A 15,977-nucleotide genomic window follows, 5' to 3' on the forward strand; every position below is an offset into this window, starting at 1 on the left:
CTATGTGGTTCAAGAAAAAACAAGTGGTTAAAAAAATAAACTATGGCATTTTTATACGACACATTATTACAAGAATTTGGAAAGAGAGAAATTTCAAGAGTTGAAGTTCCTTCGTCGATTTCCGATAATTTAAAATACCAGCAACGCCCGTATCAAATCGAAGCTTTTCAGCGATTTATATTGTGTCATTCCGAGAATTTTGAAGGAAAACCAAACAAACCCTTGCACTTGCTTTTCAATATGGCAACAGGAAGTGGAAAAACGCTAGTAATGGCAGGTTTAATCCTACATTTATACGAAAAAGGATATCGCAACTTCTTGTTTTTTGTGAATAGCAACAATATTATTCAGAAAACAAAAGATAATTTCTTGAATAGCAATGCTTCTAAATATCTATTTCAAAATAAAATTGTCATTGACGGAAAAGAAGTGCAAATTAAAGAAGTGGAGAACTTTGATGAGGCAGATTTACAAAATATCAATATCAAATTTACCACGATTCAGCAACTGCATATCGACCTAAACAATACAAAGGAAAATAGCGTTACTTATGAAGATTTTGAAGACAAAAAAATCGTGTTGATAGCCGATGAAGCTCACCATTTGAGTTCGGGAACAAAAAGTGGTGATTTGTTTGGAAGTTGGGAACAAACAGTTGTCGAAATTCTCAATCAAAATTTTGATAATTTACTATTGGAATTTACAGCTACATTGGATTATGGAAGCCGTGAAATCGTAGAGAAATACCAAGATAAAGTGCTTTATAAATACGATTTAGCTCAATTTAGGATTGATAAATATTCCAAAGAAATCAATTTGATTCGTTCACAATACGATGAAAAAGAACGGATTATTCAAGCTTTGTTACTGAATTTATACCGTCAGGAATTAGCAAGTTTACACAATATCAATTTAAAACCTGTTGTTCTTTTTAAGGCAAAAAAAACGATTAAAGAATCAGAAGAAAATAAGCTGAGATTTCATCAATTGATAGATGAACTTTCTGAACGAATGATTGAACTAATACAACAGACATCAACCGTTTCTATTGTTCAAAAAGCATTTCATTTTTTTGAAAAACAAAACATTTCTAAGACTGAAATTGTCAACCGTATTCAACGTAATTTTAAAGAAGAAAACTGTTTGAGTGCGAATAATGACAATGAAGCTGAGCAAAATCAAATATTATTGAATACTTTGGAGGATGAAAACAATCCCATTCGTGCGATTTTTGCTGTTCAGAAACTAAATGAAGGTTGGGATGTGCTGAATTTGTTTGATATTGTGCGTCTATACGAAGGTCGAGATGGAAATAACAACAGACCAGGAAAAACAACGCTTTCTGAAGCACAATTAATCGGTCGTGGTGCGAGATATTATCCTTTTGCATTGGAAGTCGGACAAGACAAATACACCAGAAAATACGATGATGATATTGCCAATGATTTAAAGGTGTTAGAAGAGCTGTATTACCACACCAAAGAAGACAGCCGCTATATTTCTGAATTGAAAAAAGCATTGATAGAATCGGGAGTTTATGAAGATGAAAATAATTCTACGATTAAACAATTACAGCTAAAACTAGATTACAAACAATCGGAACATTATCAGAATGATTATGTTTTCTTCAATCAAAAAATACCAAAAAGTTTTGACAACATTCAATCTTTTTCAGATATAGGTGTAACGAGAACCGATTATCGTCATACACTTTCTTCAGGAATCGGAAAGATATCCAGTGCGTTTTTTGAATTGGAAAGTACAATTTCTGATGTAGAGGTTATCAAAACAAAAGAAATTCCGCTAGCTAATATTCCAAAGCATATTATTCGCTATGGGTTGAGTCAGTTGCCATTCTTTTATTTCGACAATCTTTCGCATTATTTTCCAAACATCAAATCCTTGTCTAATTTCATTGAAAACAAAGATTATTTAGGTGGATTGAAAATAACTTTTAAAGGAACACATCAAAGACTACAAGCAATTACGCACTTTGATTATTTACAAGCCATCAACGGACTTTTGCAAATGATTGAAGCAGAAATTAAAGGAAATTCGACAGAATATGAAGGTTCTGAATTTGTAAAGAAATATGTGCATCAAGTTTTTAAAGACAAAGAAATTCGAGTACCAATAGGTGATGAACGAGAAAACGGACAAGAAGATTTAGTCCTCAATGAGCCTTGGTATGCTTATAATGCCAACTATGGGACAAGTGAAGAAAAGCGATTTATTGAATTATTCGCTCGAAAATTTGAAAGTTTACAACAGCGTTACGAAGATATTTACATTCTTCGAAATGAAAGAGAATTAGCAATTTACGACAAAAAAGGAAGAAGATTTGAACCTGATTTTTTATTGTTCTGTAAGCAAAAAGAAGAAAATGTCGCTTATCAAGTTTTTATTGAACCAAAAGGGCAACATTTGATTGCACACGATAGATGGAAAGAAGATTTCTTAAACGAAATAGCAAAGGATAAAACCTTGATTGAAATTCATTCCGATAAGTATTTGTTGACTGCCGTTCCTTTTTATAATTATAACAATGAAAATGAGTTTGCGAAGATATTGATTGATGTTTTGGAAAATTAGATGAATCTAAAAACAGTAAGTTATGGGTACAAAGAAAAAAAATTGCTTGATTAAAAGGGTATTACTAAATATTTTGTGAGAAAATAAAAATAAGTTTTGAAGACGAAGCTACAAGAAACAGTAGTACTACATTGCTTAGGTTAGAGAACTAAAAAAAATGTGTTTCTAACACAGAATCTATGTGGTTTTTTTAAACTTGCTTCGCTCAAACAGCAATTTTTGTCACGGTGATTGCGCAATTTGACTTCCGATTAAAAATTTATGCAACCATCCTATTCACGATAATAATTCTTGTAGAAACATTCATCATTAAAATCGCAAAATGATATCCCATATTCATCTTCTAGCTCTCATAAATTTTTTAGTATAGCCAGAAAATATTAATTTCATTCAAAAACATTTCTTTTATTAAAAACTCTACGTATATTTAATTTAAGTTAGATTAAAAAAGTAGAATGAAAGACAAAAGATATAATTTATTAGGAAATTCTGCATTGTTTAGAATTAGGATAGAATCCAAGAATAAATAGAGATAATATAAGTGGAAATTTTAATAATAATAGGTCTAATCCTTCTTAATGGAATATTCTCAATGGCAGAAATGTCCTTAGTTTCTTCCCGAAGATTTAAATTAGAAAAATCCCAAAAGAAAGGTCATAAAGGAGCTAAAGCAGCTTTGAAACTTACAGATAAACCTACAAGATTTCTAAGTACGATTCAAATAGGAATAACTTTAATTGGAATTTTACTTGGAATTTATAGTGGAGATAGTTTAGTTAAGAATTTTGCTGGATATTTAGACCAATTTGTTTTCCTGCAAGGTTATTCTCACAAGCTGGCAACAGTGATTATTGTTTGTGTTGTAACTTATTTCTCTATTGTATTGGGTGAACTTCTACCAAAAAGACTAGGCATGACTTTCCCTGAATCCATTGCTTCTACATTAGCAATTCCGATGAAGATACTCTCCATTCTAACTTCGCCTTTTGTCTGGCTATTGACTGCTTCTAATGAGGTTTTACTTAAATTATTAGGAATTAATAGTAAATCAAAAAGTAAGGTTTCAGAAGAAGAAATAAAATCTATCATTAAAGACAGTGCAGATGGTGGAGAAATTCAGTATATTGAAAGGGATATTGTAGAACGAATATTTGAATTAGGTGATAGAAAAGTCAATTCTCTATTTACTTATAGAAGAGATATTATCTATTTTACTATTGAAGATACTTTAGACGAAATAAAGTCTAAGATTAATCAAGAAAAACATTCTGCTTATCCAGTTACTAAAGACAACAATATTGATGATATAATTGGAATTGTGCTTTTAAAAGATTTATTTACTCATGTGGATGATGTCGATTTTAATATTATAAACATTATAAGAGAACCTTTATATTTTATCGAAAGTACCTTTGCCTATAAAGTACTTGAGTCTTTCAAAAAAGAAAAGATACACTATGGAATCATTGTGGATGAATTTGGTTTGACACAGGGAATTGTTACCATGGATGACGTGGTGGATGCCTTGGTAGGTGATATGTCTGAAATTGATCAATACGACTACCAAATAACTCAAAGAAATGAAAATTCATGGTTAGTGGATGGTCAATATCCAATTATTGACTTCTTAAAATACTTTGAAATTGAATTAGAAGACCAACACAAACGTAATTATACAACTGTTGCTGGGTTACTGATACATAATCTACAGAATTTACCAAATGTTGGACAAAAAATCATAATTGATAATTATGAGCTTGAAATAATTGATAAGGATGGGCAACGGATTGATAAAATTATGGTTTCAAAAAATATCCCTCGTTCTTAAAAAAAAAATATGAAAAGTAGGAGAAATAAATCAATAAAATCTTTATGTTTTCAGTAAATTACGATTAATAAGATTGAAAAACCTTTAGAAACATACGGTAGGAGATAATATTCAAACATCTTTCTTTCCATCATATTCTCTAAATATACATAGAAATTAGGGTAGTATCGCATTTGAAACTTGAACCTATCTCATTAAATAATTTAAAAAAAATAGTGGTATGAGAATTAAAATTAATTATAACTTAGTAATCTTAAGTAACTTCTTAATTATGAAAAATAATATTTTAATTATTCTATTTGTTTTTGTCTATTCTTCACTTTACTCAAAAGACAATCCAATTGAAACAAATAGCAATCATGACAATACAACTTTTCTTGCAATATCAATGGATGTTGATTCAGATAATTTTGCAAAAAGAACGAGTGAATTTATCCATAAATATGACGATTTAATCAATTTTAGCCCAACTAAGAGATTAACATTAATTGAAGCAAAAAAATTCTCAAGTTTTAAGGATGATAGTGATGAATGGAAAAAAGAATATATAGCAAAAAAAGAAACCTTAAATGATGAGTTCAAAATTGCACATAAAACTACTGGTATAATTGACCATTATAGTAAAACTGCACGATATTCTGAACTCCTTTTAAAAATTGAAAACATAACTTCTAACCTTCCTTTAAAAAAGGAATTGGAAAGAAATGTTCAATATTATATGAATATCTTTAATTCGAATTTCAATGATTACCATAAACTATTCCCCGATTTTTTCATAAGTACAACTGATAAAATTGCCATCTTTTTTGAATTATATAGTGACTTAGGATTTGAGGCTGAAAGTAATTTACTAATCGAAATAGACACAATTTATGCAAAAGAAGAACAACTAATCCTATATAAAACCACACCTGAATTTGAAGCAAATTGTGCCAAAAGCAACAGTAATTTATTGAGTTACGAATACCTCAATACAACCGACAATTCGAGCCCATTTAAAAAATATACTTTCACAAAAGCAACTGTCAATCCAACTTTTTTACGCTGGCTAAACAAAGAAGGATCTATCTTTCAAATTGATACAAAAAATTATTCTATCATAAACATCATTCCTATTTCAGAGCCATTCGGAAGATACAATTGGGGAGTATGGACCGATACTGATGGTACAATTGTTAAAAATGCGTATGCACTAAAACAAAATTTTATTGTTGTTTACAAAGATGTAACATCCAATAAATGTTTTGCTTCAAATTTCACAGCTTCTTTCTTGGAAAAAAACAATGTCTTAGTTAGTAATCAAGATATAAAGTTTACGCACACAAGAATTGTAAGCTGTAAATAACCCGATTCAAAAAAAATCAATACTCAGTGTACGCATAAATTTACTGTAAGTTCAATTAATAAATATAGCACAGGAAAAGACAGTATTCAATTCGAGTTGTACTGCTTAGAGTATTGAATTTATGAAAACAATAAAGATTGGTTAATTGGATTTTTTGTAGATTGCTTGTCATTGACAAACTTTGGTTTCGTAGAAGAAAACACCAATCCATAAGTAGGAAGACCTGTTTATTATCCAAGTTTCATTCTATTGAAGTTGATTTTATATAGCTATATGAGCCACATATTGGCAGTAGTTATTTCTTTATCAGTTTATCTGTCCATATTTTTCCGTCTGTCAAACTTACACATACAAAGTAAAATCCACTTTGTAATTCTTTGATTGAGATGCTAATTTCTTTTGTTGCTGTGTTTTCAGTTTTTACTAACTGTCCGCGAACATCGTAAATTCTTACTTTTGAAATTTCTTTGTCTGATTTTAGACTTACCATTTCATTGCTTGGGTTTGGGAATAATTGAACAAAATTATTCTGATAAACTTCGTTGTCTATTCCTGTCGATGCACATTGCAAGTCATTTACATATTCCCAAATATCGTCATTTAGTAAAAACGGAACTAACGAATTGTTAGGTTCTTCGCCCATTCTTATCCAAACTAAATTTTCACTTGGCACTACGTTTAAGAATTGTCCGCCTTTACCCATTGCAGAAATCATATCACTTGGGGCATTAGGAATTAAAGTACCTGGTATTACCACTTGCAAGCCCGGCACCATATATGACTGTTTTCCGTTCAACCACCACAAATAACCGTAAGATTTGTTTAAGTTTTGTGAAGTAGTTACCATTTGGTTAAAATAAGCGTTGTCCGTCATAATTTGGTTTCCGTTCCAATTTCCATTATTTAAAATCAGCAATCTGTCTTGTCCTGAAATAGGTTTACACATTTATTAACCATAAAAAGTGTAAACAATGCAAAAAAGTAAAGTCAATTTAGGACTAAAATCTTCGGGAGAATTTAATTTAGAAGAACGGAGGCAAATCATTGAAGAATATCTTCAATCAGATTGTACTAAAAGAGAAATCTGGTATAAATATACCGGTCAAGAACATGAAAAAGGTTATCTTTTAAATTGGATGCGTCAACTAGGTTACCAAGTTCCAGAGAAAAGAGTTAAATTTGTTTCGACTAAAACACTAGCTATGAGCAACAAAGCCAAAGAATCGGTAGAAGTAACTCAATTAAAGGAAAAAATTAAACAGCTAGAAAAGGCACTAGTCAGCTCTGAACTAAGAGCCACTGCGTATGAAACAATGATTGAAATTGCAGAAAAGGAGCTAAAAATAAGTATTAAAAAAAAGTCCAATACCAAACAATCTTTACGATAAAAATGCGTCAACCTAAAATAGGATTAAGCAAATTATGCTGGTTGTTTGGTGTTACTCGTCAGGCATATTATCAGAGTTTTTATAGAGCAGAATTTCAAGAAATTGAACAAGCTTTAGTATTAAAAGAAGTCATTTCTATTAGAAATAATCATCCAAGAATAGGAACTAGGAAGCTGTACATTATGTTGGAAAGTTTTCTGCTAGAGCACCAAATAAAAATGGGGAGAGATGCTTTGTTTGACTTGCTTTCCCTACATACTTTATTGATTAGAAGGAGAAAAAGAGTCATCAGAACAACCCAGTCTAATCACTGGATGAGAAAATACCCCAACTTAATAAGAGCATTTATTCCAACTGCTCCTAACCAGTTATGGGTAAGTGATATAACTTATTGGAAAACAGGATTTGGTGTTTTGTATATTTCTTTAATTACAGATGCTTTTAGTCATAAAATAATTGGTTATAACCTAGCTCAATCTCTTGAAGCCATTGAGAGTTTAAAGGCTCTTAAAATGGCATTAAAGCAGGATATATTGTCGCAAAATCTTATTCATCATTCTGACAGAGGGAGTCAGTATTGCAGCTATAAATATGTAAATCTCTTAAATAGTTATGATGTTCAAATAAGTATGACTGAATCTGGAGATCCGTTAGAAAATGCCGTTGCAGAAAGGGTTAATGGAATACTAAAAGAAGAATATTTAGAGTATTATAAAGTAAGAACTTTTAAGCAGGCTAAGGAGTTATTTGACAAGGTGGTTGTTCTGTATAATGAACATAGACCTCACATGAGTATTGGGAATCAAACTCCTAATAAGGTTCATTTAGGAGAGGTGGAAAAGGGCGAAAGGAAATGGAAAACATATTATAGAAAAGTAAATCAAGAACAAAAAAGTGAAGAGTGTGTATAGGTTTTTTTTAGGCATTAAGACCTCTAAAGTATTTAGAAAAGGGCTAACAAAAGTTAGCCCCATAACAAAGTTTAATACTTCGTCGGTCGTCGATTTATCCCTGATAAGTTGCTCCTCAGCAGAGCTTATTTCCGTTTCCATCGATAATGCAAAAATAAATAAAATGTAAATGAATTTTAGGATTAAAATAAAATGTAAATTTATAACAGGATTAAAGAGAAAAAGTGTAAACTTTTTTTAGGACGAGACAATCCGAACCTTGCCATGCTTCTTGCATTACTAAAAAACACGTTATTGTATCCAACCGAAACAAATGTTCCAGTCATTCCTGTTGGGTTTTTGAGTTTTTGTGTTGTATAACTGTTTAGTGTTTGTCCTGTTGCGTTTTCAATTACTTCGTCAAGAAGCGTGTAAGGTCCGTTGTGATATGCCCAACGTGTGCCTGCATCTGCTTTGTAAATTAAACAAGTGTCCAACGTGCAAAAATGGTCGGGAACTCCGTCATCTAACCCTGATGTCATTGATAATTGATGTTTGATAGTTATTTTTTCTTCTTGTGTAGGTGTGCAATCTGTCCAACCCTGACCAAGATAAGTAGAAGTTGTATCGGAAATTGATAAAAGCCCATCTTGCTGAGCAATACCTACCATAAATGCGGTAATTGTTTTTCCTGCTGAAGCCCATTGCCAAGGTGTGGTTTGTGTATGCGTTCCAAAATATTTTTCCAAAACGATTTTCCCGTCTTTTAGCAAAATAAACGCTTTGGTGTTTTCACTTTCCAAAAAATCATATAAACTATCAATTTTTGATTGACAGTAACCTAATGTTTGTGGAGAAATTGTATCCCAAGTATTCCCTGTTGTAGGTGGGAAATAAAGAGACTGTGCGTTAATATTAAACGAAACAAAAGTCGCAACTATAAAAAAGTAAATTTTTTTCATTTCATATTTTTTGTTAAACGAACGAATTGTCAAATGGTTTATTCAAAGTTATCCTTTTTCAACTCGTAAGTGTCGTCCTTATAATTACTGCTAACTATGATTTATTCTTAGTTGTATAGATGATTTTTTTGTCTTCTGATTCAAGTTATACATTTTTCTATTCCTTGATAAAAAGTTTGGAATAAATGGTGTTTGGAGTAATCACCTTAATTAAATAAGTGCCCATTGGTAATGTAGCACAATTTATCATTTTCGTATTTTCTTCTGTAACCAATAACTGGCCTTGCAGAGAATAAATAACCACCTTAAAATTATTTAAAGGCAGTTGAATGTATAATATTTCAGTCGTAGGATTTGGAAAAATCTTTAAATCTGATAATTTAGATTCTTCAACTGAAGCAGTAGAATTTGGAAGTACGATACTAACTACACCAGCATCTTTATCGGTAGCACCCATGGATGAAATCGTATTGTTAAAAGTCAAACTTCCATATAAAATTACATCTAAAAATATGCGATTACCACTTCTGGCAATTTCTCCAAACGTACCGTTCCCTGAATTATTATCCGAAAACTTGGTGAATGATATGTTTCCTTGTTTGTCATATTGCAAAATAAAAGGATAATAATTTCCCATAGCATTAGGCAGAGGAAAGGCGGTAAAATCATTTCCATCTTGCATATAAAGCGTGTCTGTTAAGCCGATTCCCATAACCACTCCACCTTTTCCATCATTTACGATTTCCCCTCCATATAAAATATCATCTGGCGAATATAGGTGTCTTACCCATTGCGAATTTCCATCGGTATCTAATTTCCAAAAATAAAAATCTTCCGTAGCATCTCCCACTATTTGTATTGTATCAAAATTTACAGTCTGGAAAAATGGACCCGCTGCATATACAGATAAGTCATCGGTTGTAGTTAACCCTTTACACATATCATTGCCCGAACCTCCCCAAGTTTTAAACCATCTTAAATTTCCAGTGCTATCCCAGCTTGTCAAATAAGCATCACGTTGACCATTGGACTGAATGTTGTGATGAACATTGTTTTCATCTACAATATAATTAGGACCAATAAAATCACCACCCGCATAAACATTTCCAAGGCGATCAACAGCAATGGATTTTAATTGACAACTGCCTAAACCTGAAATAGTTCTCACCCAGTTTACGTTTCCGTCAGAATCTAAAGAAATTACATAAGAATCCCTTAAAGCGTGATTTGGATTAGTAAAACTGAAGGATTCAAAACTAAAATCACCTAACGAAATAGCTCCTATAATGATTTGACCATTTGTGCCAATGGAAACTTCGTTTCCTCCATCGTCTCCTGTTCCGCCATATTGTTTTGCCCAAATTACATCGCCATCTTTACTTATTTTAGCGATAAAGGCATCAAATCCACCGAGAGAGGTTAGCGTAATGGTATCAAAAGTGATTGTATTTTGAAAATAACCGCTTAAGATTACGTTTCCTGCTTGATCGCAATCAGCATCAAATGTATTGTCTTCTCCTGTTCCTCCATAAAATTTAGTCCACTGTAAAACTCCCAATGAATCGTATTTTGCCAACATAATATCCGCCATTCCATTACTAACGACCCAATCTGGAGAACCGCTAATTTTTAAGGAATCTTCAAATTTTCCACTGATAAAAACATTCCCAAAAGCATCAGCACCTACTGCATCAATTTCATCTTCATTGGAAGGTCCATTTATTTCTCTTCCCCATTCCCATATTCCTGATTGTGCTATGCTATTTGATGTAAATGAAAAGAGTGTAATAATGAGTAGGTAAAATATTTTTTTATTCATAATGCCAATAATAGTTCTAATCAAAAATACAAAATATTAATTGGTTAAGTATAAAACAATCGATTATTGATTGTCTTACAATGAGAATGGCGTGCCTCTTTCTGACGCTAAATATTCTGATTTTAAACCCACGTCAAGAGAAGGGATTTTTGAAGTAACCACAGCTTATGTCAATTCGTTTAGATATATTGCCAATCTTTCAGGCATTGTAACTAACCAAGGAAAGGAACTGATTCCAACCAAATATCTTTGGATTAAATTAACCGACGACGGTGGATATTGTGCTTTAAAATATTCACAGACTTTTCAAATCAAATTTGATGAAAACGGAAAAGAAGGAGAACGCTTCGAAAACAAGTCAAAAAACACCGTATTAGCCATCAGTATAGATGAGTATAGCACTCGGTGAGTATTATTTCACGATAAAAACAAAAGATTTTGATTATTTTTTGTATATTTGAGAGATGGAAACGAGTGAAAAGATACATGATTTTCTAATACGAAACAGAGATCTATTTTGGCATTTTGACAAATCAAAATTAGATACATTGCCTCTTGATGTCATAGTGGAATACATTCTGAATTATGGAAGTCAAGACGATGTCAAAGAATTAATTTCTATTTTTGGTATTAAGAAGGTTTCAGAAACATTTTTCAAGAATACTAAAGGCAGACAACGAACAAATTATTTCCCCGAAGTTTCCAATTTCTTTACCTTATACTTTAACCGGAATGCACACTGAAATTCTAAGTGATGAACAACGAGCATTATTACCTTTCATTCAACGATTTAAAAATAAATTTTATTTGGTTGGATGAACTGCTATTGCGTTACAAATCGGACATCGTTTTTCGATAGATTTTGATTTATTTTGTGAACAACCATTTTCTGTTTCTACACTACATAAAAAAATAGCAACTGAATTTCCAAACTACAAAATACTTCACAGGTCTGAAGACCAAATTCACTATATCTTAAATGGTGTGAAAGTAACTTTTTTTCATTATCCATATCCAATAGAACATCCTTTAAAGTTTGACAAGATTATTACTACACCTAATTTAATGACATTATCTGCTATGAAGGCATTCGCATTAGGTCGCAGAGCAAAATGGAAAGATTATGTTGATTTATATTTTTTGTTTAAAAATCATATTTCTTTGACGGAAACAATTGCTAAGGCAAAGGAAATATTCAAAGATGAATTTAGCGAGAAACTATTTAAACAGCAATTAGTCTATTTCAATGATATTGATTATCAAGAAGATGTTGTTTACTTACCCAATTTTGCCGTTAACGAAGAGGAAGTCAAGACCTTCTTGATTGAAGTAGCGACGAGAGAATTTTGAGCAATTTTCTACCGTTCGTTTTATGATGGAAAAAATGCATCCCTATAACCATTTCTCAATGCGCTTAGTATAGAATCATATTCAAAAGGGAAGATTTACTCGTTTTTCAGCAAAAGCAATAATGTGTCCGTCAATGTCTGCAAAGTAGCAAACTTTGTCGCCCCAATCTCGATTTTTAATTTCACTGATGAGTTTTGCTCCGATTTTTATGGCATTTTCAAATTCGAGTTCGATGTTTTCCACATAAAAATAGAGTTCACACCGTGGTATTCCATTTCCATGGTCTGGATGTGGTGTTTTGTCCGAAAGTATTTTTGCAATTCCTTTGTTGGGCATTAATCCCAATTTGAAATTTTCCGCAAGCTTAAATTCAGCCATTCCCGGAACATTCAGATCGGGTTTTTGTCGAAATAGTTTTGTGTAAAAGTCAGCACTTGCTTGTTGATCATTTACGTAAAGTATCGTTTCTAAAAATTGAATATGTTTCATTTTGTCTGTCATTAAATTTAATTTGCTTAATGATTTTCATTAAAATCAATATCTGTATTTGAATTCGGGAAAGATTACAGTAAATGCGTCTTTTATTTCGGATACCTACTACATCCCCATTGGATCCATTTTAAACGTCATACTCTCAATTACTTTAAGCAATGCCTCTACCGTATCCATTGAAGTTAAACACGGCACACCGTTTTCTACCGATGCTCTTCGGATTTGGAAACCATCTCGTTCTACTTTCTTTCCTACAGTGGTTGTATTCACTACGTATTGCACTTTTCCTTTGTGAATTAAGTCAATCAAATTGAGTTCCTCCTCCCCTATTTTGTACCCGATTTTACACGGAATTTGTTTGCTTTGAAAATAATCGGCTGTGCCTTTGGTTGCCCAAACTTGAAAACCAATATTATGAAAGCGATTCGCCAAAAGCGAGGCCTCTTCTTTGTGCTTATCTGCAACGGTAAACAAGATAGAACCGTGTGTAGGCACTTTGTTTCCAGCACCGACTAATCCTTTATACAATGCTTTTTCCAGAGTAATGTCTTTTCCCATCACCTCTCCTGTGGACTTCATCTCCGGGCCGAGTGAAATATCTACTTTGGACAATTTTGAAAAGGAAAAAACAGGTACTTTCACATAAATACCCGATTTATTTTCAATAATTCCTGAAGAATATCCTAAATCCTTTAATTTTTTTCCTAAAATAGCTTTCGTTGCAAGCTCAGCCATGGGTACTTCTGTGATTTTAGATAGAAACGGTACCGTTCGAGAAGAGCGAGGATTTACTTCAATCACATACACCTCGTGGTTAAATAAAACGAATTGAACATTCATCAAACCAATGGTATTGAATGTTTTTGCCAGTTTAATCGTATAATCTTCAATAGTTTGTATCTCTTCTTTAGTGATGTTTTGAGGTGGATAAACCGCGATAGAATCTCCCGAATGTACACCTGCACGTTCGATGTGTTCCATAATTCCCGGAATAATCACTGTTTCTCCGTCGCTAATCGCATCTACCTCCACCTCTTTCCCAAGTAAATAACGGTCAATTAAAATCGGTTGGTCAGGGCTAGCTTCTACGGCATTTTCCATGTAGTGACTCAATTCAGTTTCGTTGGAAACAATTTCCATTGCACGTCCGCCTAACACATAACTTGGTCGTACCAGCACGGGATAACCAATTTCGTTGGCAATCTTTATCGCTCCTTCTTTTGACGTTGAAGTTTTTCCAAGAGGTTGCGGAATACCTGCTTTCTGCAACCCTTTTTCAAATTTCTCTCTATTTTCGGTACTGTCTAAATCTTCAAACGATGTTCCTAAAATCGAAACTCCGTTGGCTTCTAATTTTTCGGCTAAGTTGATAGCCGTTTGCCCACCAAATTGCACCAATACTCCTTTTGGCTTTTCCAAGTCGATAATGTTCATCACACATTCTTCGGTTAACGGCTCAAAATAGAGTTTATCCGAAATCGAAAAATCGGTAGAAACCGTTTCAGGATTATTGTTGATAATGATTGCCTCATAACCCATCTCCTGAATTGCCCAGATAGAATGTACGGTAGCATAGTCAAACTCCACTCCTTGACCTATGCGGATAGGTCCTGAGCCTAAAACAATGATTTTTTCTTTATCCGAAACTATACTTTCATTTTCTTCTTCATACGTTCCGTATAAATAAGGTGTATTCGATTCAAATTCGGAAGCACACGTATCCACCATTTTGAAAACAGGTAAGATGCCATTGGATTTTCGCAATTGAGAAACCGATTTTTCGGTTGTATTCCAAAGGTGTGCTATAAACGAATCGGCAAATCCCAGGCGTTTTGCTTCAACAAGAATCTCCGTATCATTCGGATGAGTTTGAATTGTTTTCTCAAAGTCGATTAATTTTTTAATCTTCCAAACAAAAAACTTGTCAATTTTACTCCATTCCACCACTTGTTCCCAAGTATATCCGAGGCGCAATGCCTCTCCGATGATAAAAATTCGTTCATCGTCACAAATGCGAATTCGATGTTCAATTTCTTCTTTGGTTAAATCTTGTAATTGCTTCTTTTTCAATCCAATATGATTATGACCAGTTTCCAAAGAACAAATGGCTTTTTGCAAGGCTTCTTCAAAATTTCGACCAATTGCCATTGTTTCTCCAGTAGCTTTCATTTGAGTATATAATCTTCTGTCGGCAGTTTCAAATTTATCAAATGGAAAACGAGGGAATTTAACAATCACATAATCCAAAGTCGGCTCAAAGCACGCATACGTTTTTTGTGTTACGGGATTCATAATTTCATCCAACGTGAGTCCAACCGCAATCTTAGCCGCAATTTTGGCAATTGGATAACCAGTGGCTTTACTTGCCAATGCAGAAGAACGTGAAACTCTAGGATTTACCTCAATAATATAGTAGTTGAAAGAATAAGGGTCGAGCGCCAATTGCACATTACATCCACCTTCGATTCCGAGTGCTCGAACAATTTTTAAGGAAGCATTTCGCAACAATTGATATTCTCTGTCGGACAACGTTTGGGATGGAGCAACCACAATAGAATCACCCGTGTGAACACCCACTGGATCGATGTTTTCCATGTTGCAGACGATAATCGCATTATCGTTGGAGTCGCGCATCACCTCGTACTCTATTTCTTTATATCCGGCAATGGATTTTTCTATCAGGCATTGAGAAACAGGACTGTATTTCAACCCTAATTCAGTAATTTCACTTAATTCGTGTGCATTTTCTGCAATTCCTCCACCGGTTCCTCCCATGGTAAATGCTGGACGTACAATAATCGGATAACCTATCTTTTCGCCGTATTCCAATGCCTCTGCGACTGTGTGTGCAATGTACGATGCAGGAACAGGTTCGTTGAGTTCATTCATCAGCTCACGAAAAAGTTCTCTGTCTTCCGCTTGATTGATGGCCGAAAGTTTTGTTCCTAAGACTTCCACTTTACATTCATCCAGCACGCCCGATTCTTTCAATTTTACCGCCATATTTAATCCGATTTGTCCTCCTAGCGTAGGCAATAATGCATCGGGGCGTTCTTTGCGAATAATTTTAGAGACAAATTCAAGTGAAATCGGTTCGATATACACCTTATCGGCAATATCGACATCCGTCATAATTGTTGCCGGATTGGAGTTAATCAAAATCACTTTGTAGCCTTCTTCTTTCAGAGAGAGACAAGCTTGTGTACCCGAATAGTCAAATTCTGCCGCTTGCCCAATAATGATTGGCCCTGAACCGATGACCAAAATTGTTTTTATATCTGTTCTTTTCATTTTCTTATTTTCAAAAAATT

General features: G+C 33.3%; 13 protein-coding genes. 8 read left to right on the forward strand and 5 right to left on the reverse strand.

The features are described 5' to 3' along the window. Nucleotides 1–42 precede the first annotated feature (42 nt). The 3 genes from M9897_08385 (at nt 43) to M9897_08395 (ending at nt 5,765) form a co-directional block, all read left to right on the forward strand. Nucleotides 43–2,592, forward strand: a complete 2,550-nt coding sequence (locus M9897_08385; GenBank protein ID MCO5268898.1) for a DEAD/DEAH box helicase family protein — start codon at nt 43–45, stop codon at nt 2,590–2,592. Nucleotides 2,593–3,133: 541 nt separating this feature from the next. Further along, nucleotides 3,134–4,420, forward strand: coding sequence for a hemolysin family protein (locus tag M9897_08390; GenBank protein MCO5268899.1), 1,287 nt, complete (start codon nt 3,134–3,136; stop codon nt 4,418–4,420). Between the two features lie 220 nt (nt 4,421–4,640). Beyond that, the gene (locus M9897_08395) at nt 4,641–5,765 is read left to right on the forward strand and encodes a hypothetical protein (GenBank protein MCO5268900.1); all 1,125 of its coding nucleotides are present in this window, start codon (nt 4,641–4,643) and stop codon (nt 5,763–5,765) included. Between the two features lie 295 nt (nt 5,766–6,060). On the opposite strand, the gene M9897_08400 is transcribed toward M9897_08395, so the two are convergent. Beyond that, nucleotides 6,061–6,711: a T9SS type A sorting domain-containing protein gene (locus tag M9897_08400; protein ID MCO5268901.1), complete on the reverse strand. Its 651-nt coding sequence runs from the start codon at nt 6,709–6,711 to the stop codon at nt 6,061–6,063. Nucleotides 6,712–6,736: 25 nt separating this feature from the next. Between M9897_08400 and M9897_08405 the strand changes: the two genes are divergently transcribed. Further along, complete coding sequence (locus M9897_08405; protein MCO5268902.1) at nt 6,737–7,153, forward strand: hypothetical protein; 417 nt, start codon at nt 6,737–6,739, stop codon at nt 7,151–7,153. A 2-nt stretch (nt 7,154–7,155) separates the two neighbouring features. Then, nucleotides 7,156–8,064: an IS3 family transposase gene (locus M9897_08410; GenBank protein ID MCO5268903.1), complete on the forward strand. Its 909-nt coding sequence runs from the start codon at nt 7,156–7,158 to the stop codon at nt 8,062–8,064. Nucleotides 8,065–8,264: 200 nt separating this feature from the next. On the opposite strand, the gene M9897_08415 is transcribed toward M9897_08410, so the two are convergent. Then, nucleotides 8,265–9,005 carry a beta-lactamase family protein gene (locus M9897_08415; protein MCO5268904.1) on the reverse strand — a complete coding sequence of 247 codons (741 nt, stop codon included), beginning with the start codon at nt 9,003–9,005 and terminating at the stop codon, nt 8,265–8,267. A gap of 157 nt (nt 9,006–9,162) precedes the next feature. Next, complete coding sequence (locus M9897_08420) at nt 9,163–10,824, reverse strand: T9SS type A sorting domain-containing protein (protein MCO5268905.1); 1,662 nt, start codon at nt 10,822–10,824, stop codon at nt 9,163–9,165. 70 nt (nt 10,825–10,894) lie between these two features. Between M9897_08420 and M9897_08425 the strand changes: the two genes are divergently transcribed. The 3 genes from M9897_08425 (at nt 10,895) to M9897_08435 (ending at nt 12,174) form a co-directional block, all read left to right on the forward strand. After that, nucleotides 10,895–11,233 (forward strand): hypothetical protein, encoded by a 339-nt coding sequence (locus tag M9897_08425; GenBank protein MCO5268906.1) that lies wholly within the window; start codon nt 10,895–10,897, stop codon nt 11,231–11,233. Nucleotides 11,234–11,288: 55 nt separating this feature from the next. Next, nucleotides 11,289–11,567 carry a hypothetical protein gene (locus tag M9897_08430; protein ID MCO5268907.1) on the forward strand — a complete coding sequence of 93 codons (279 nt, stop codon included), beginning with the start codon at nt 11,289–11,291 and terminating at the stop codon, nt 11,565–11,567. A 241-nt stretch (nt 11,568–11,808) separates the two neighbouring features. Beyond that, entirely contained in the window at nt 11,809–12,174 is a 366-nt protein-coding gene (locus tag M9897_08435; GenBank protein ID MCO5268908.1) for a nucleotidyl transferase AbiEii/AbiGii toxin family protein, read from the forward strand. Between the two features lie 81 nt (nt 12,175–12,255). Here the strand turns inward: M9897_08435 and M9897_08440 are convergent, their stop codons facing one another. Together M9897_08440 and carB are read right to left on the reverse strand one after the other, a co-directional pair. Then, nucleotides 12,256–12,663, reverse strand: a complete 408-nt coding sequence (locus tag M9897_08440) for a lactoylglutathione lyase (protein ID MCO5268909.1) — start codon at nt 12,661–12,663, stop codon at nt 12,256–12,258. Between the two features lie 108 nt (nt 12,664–12,771). Next, nucleotides 12,772–15,957 (reverse strand): carbamoyl-phosphate synthase large subunit, encoded by a 3,186-nt coding sequence (gene carB / locus M9897_08445; protein ID MCO5268910.1) that lies wholly within the window; start codon nt 15,955–15,957, stop codon nt 12,772–12,774. Nucleotides 15,958–15,977: the final 20 nt, after the last annotated feature.

It is taken from the genome of Brumimicrobium sp., from assembly GCA_023957385.1.
In the GTDB taxonomy this organism is placed as follows: Bacteria; Bacteroidota; Bacteroidia; order Flavobacteriales_D; family Crocinitomicaceae; genus Brumimicrobium.

Coding starts and splice junctions, on each gene's coding strand:
- M9897_08385 (MCO5268898.1), top strand. CDS start 43: ATGGCATTTTTATACGACACATTATTACAAGAATTTGGAAAGAGAGAA.
- M9897_08395 (MCO5268900.1), top strand. CDS start 4,641: ATGAGAATTAAAATTAATTATAACTTAGTAATCTTAAGTAACTTCTTA.
- M9897_08400 (MCO5268901.1), bottom strand. CDS start 6,711: ATGTGTAAACCTATTTCAGGACAAGACAGATTGCTGATTTTAAATAAT.
- M9897_08405 (MCO5268902.1), top strand. CDS start 6,737: ATGCAAAAAAGTAAAGTCAATTTAGGACTAAAATCTTCGGGAGAATTT.
- M9897_08410 (MCO5268903.1), top strand. CDS start 7,156: ATGCGTCAACCTAAAATAGGATTAAGCAAATTATGCTGGTTGTTTGGT.
- M9897_08415 (MCO5268904.1), bottom strand. CDS start 9,005: ATGAAAAAAATTTACTTTTTTATAGTTGCGACTTTTGTTTCGTTTAAT.
- M9897_08420 (MCO5268905.1), bottom strand. CDS start 10,824: ATGAATAAAAAAATATTTTACCTACTCATTATTACACTCTTTTCATTT.
- M9897_08430 (MCO5268907.1), top strand. CDS start 11,289: ATGGAAACGAGTGAAAAGATACATGATTTTCTAATACGAAACAGAGAT.
- M9897_08440 (MCO5268909.1), bottom strand. CDS start 12,663: ATGAAACATATTCAATTTTTAGAAACGATACTTTACGTAAATGATCAA.
- carB (MCO5268910.1), bottom strand. CDS start 15,957: ATGAAAAGAACAGATATAAAAACAATTTTGGTCATCGGTTCAGGGCCA.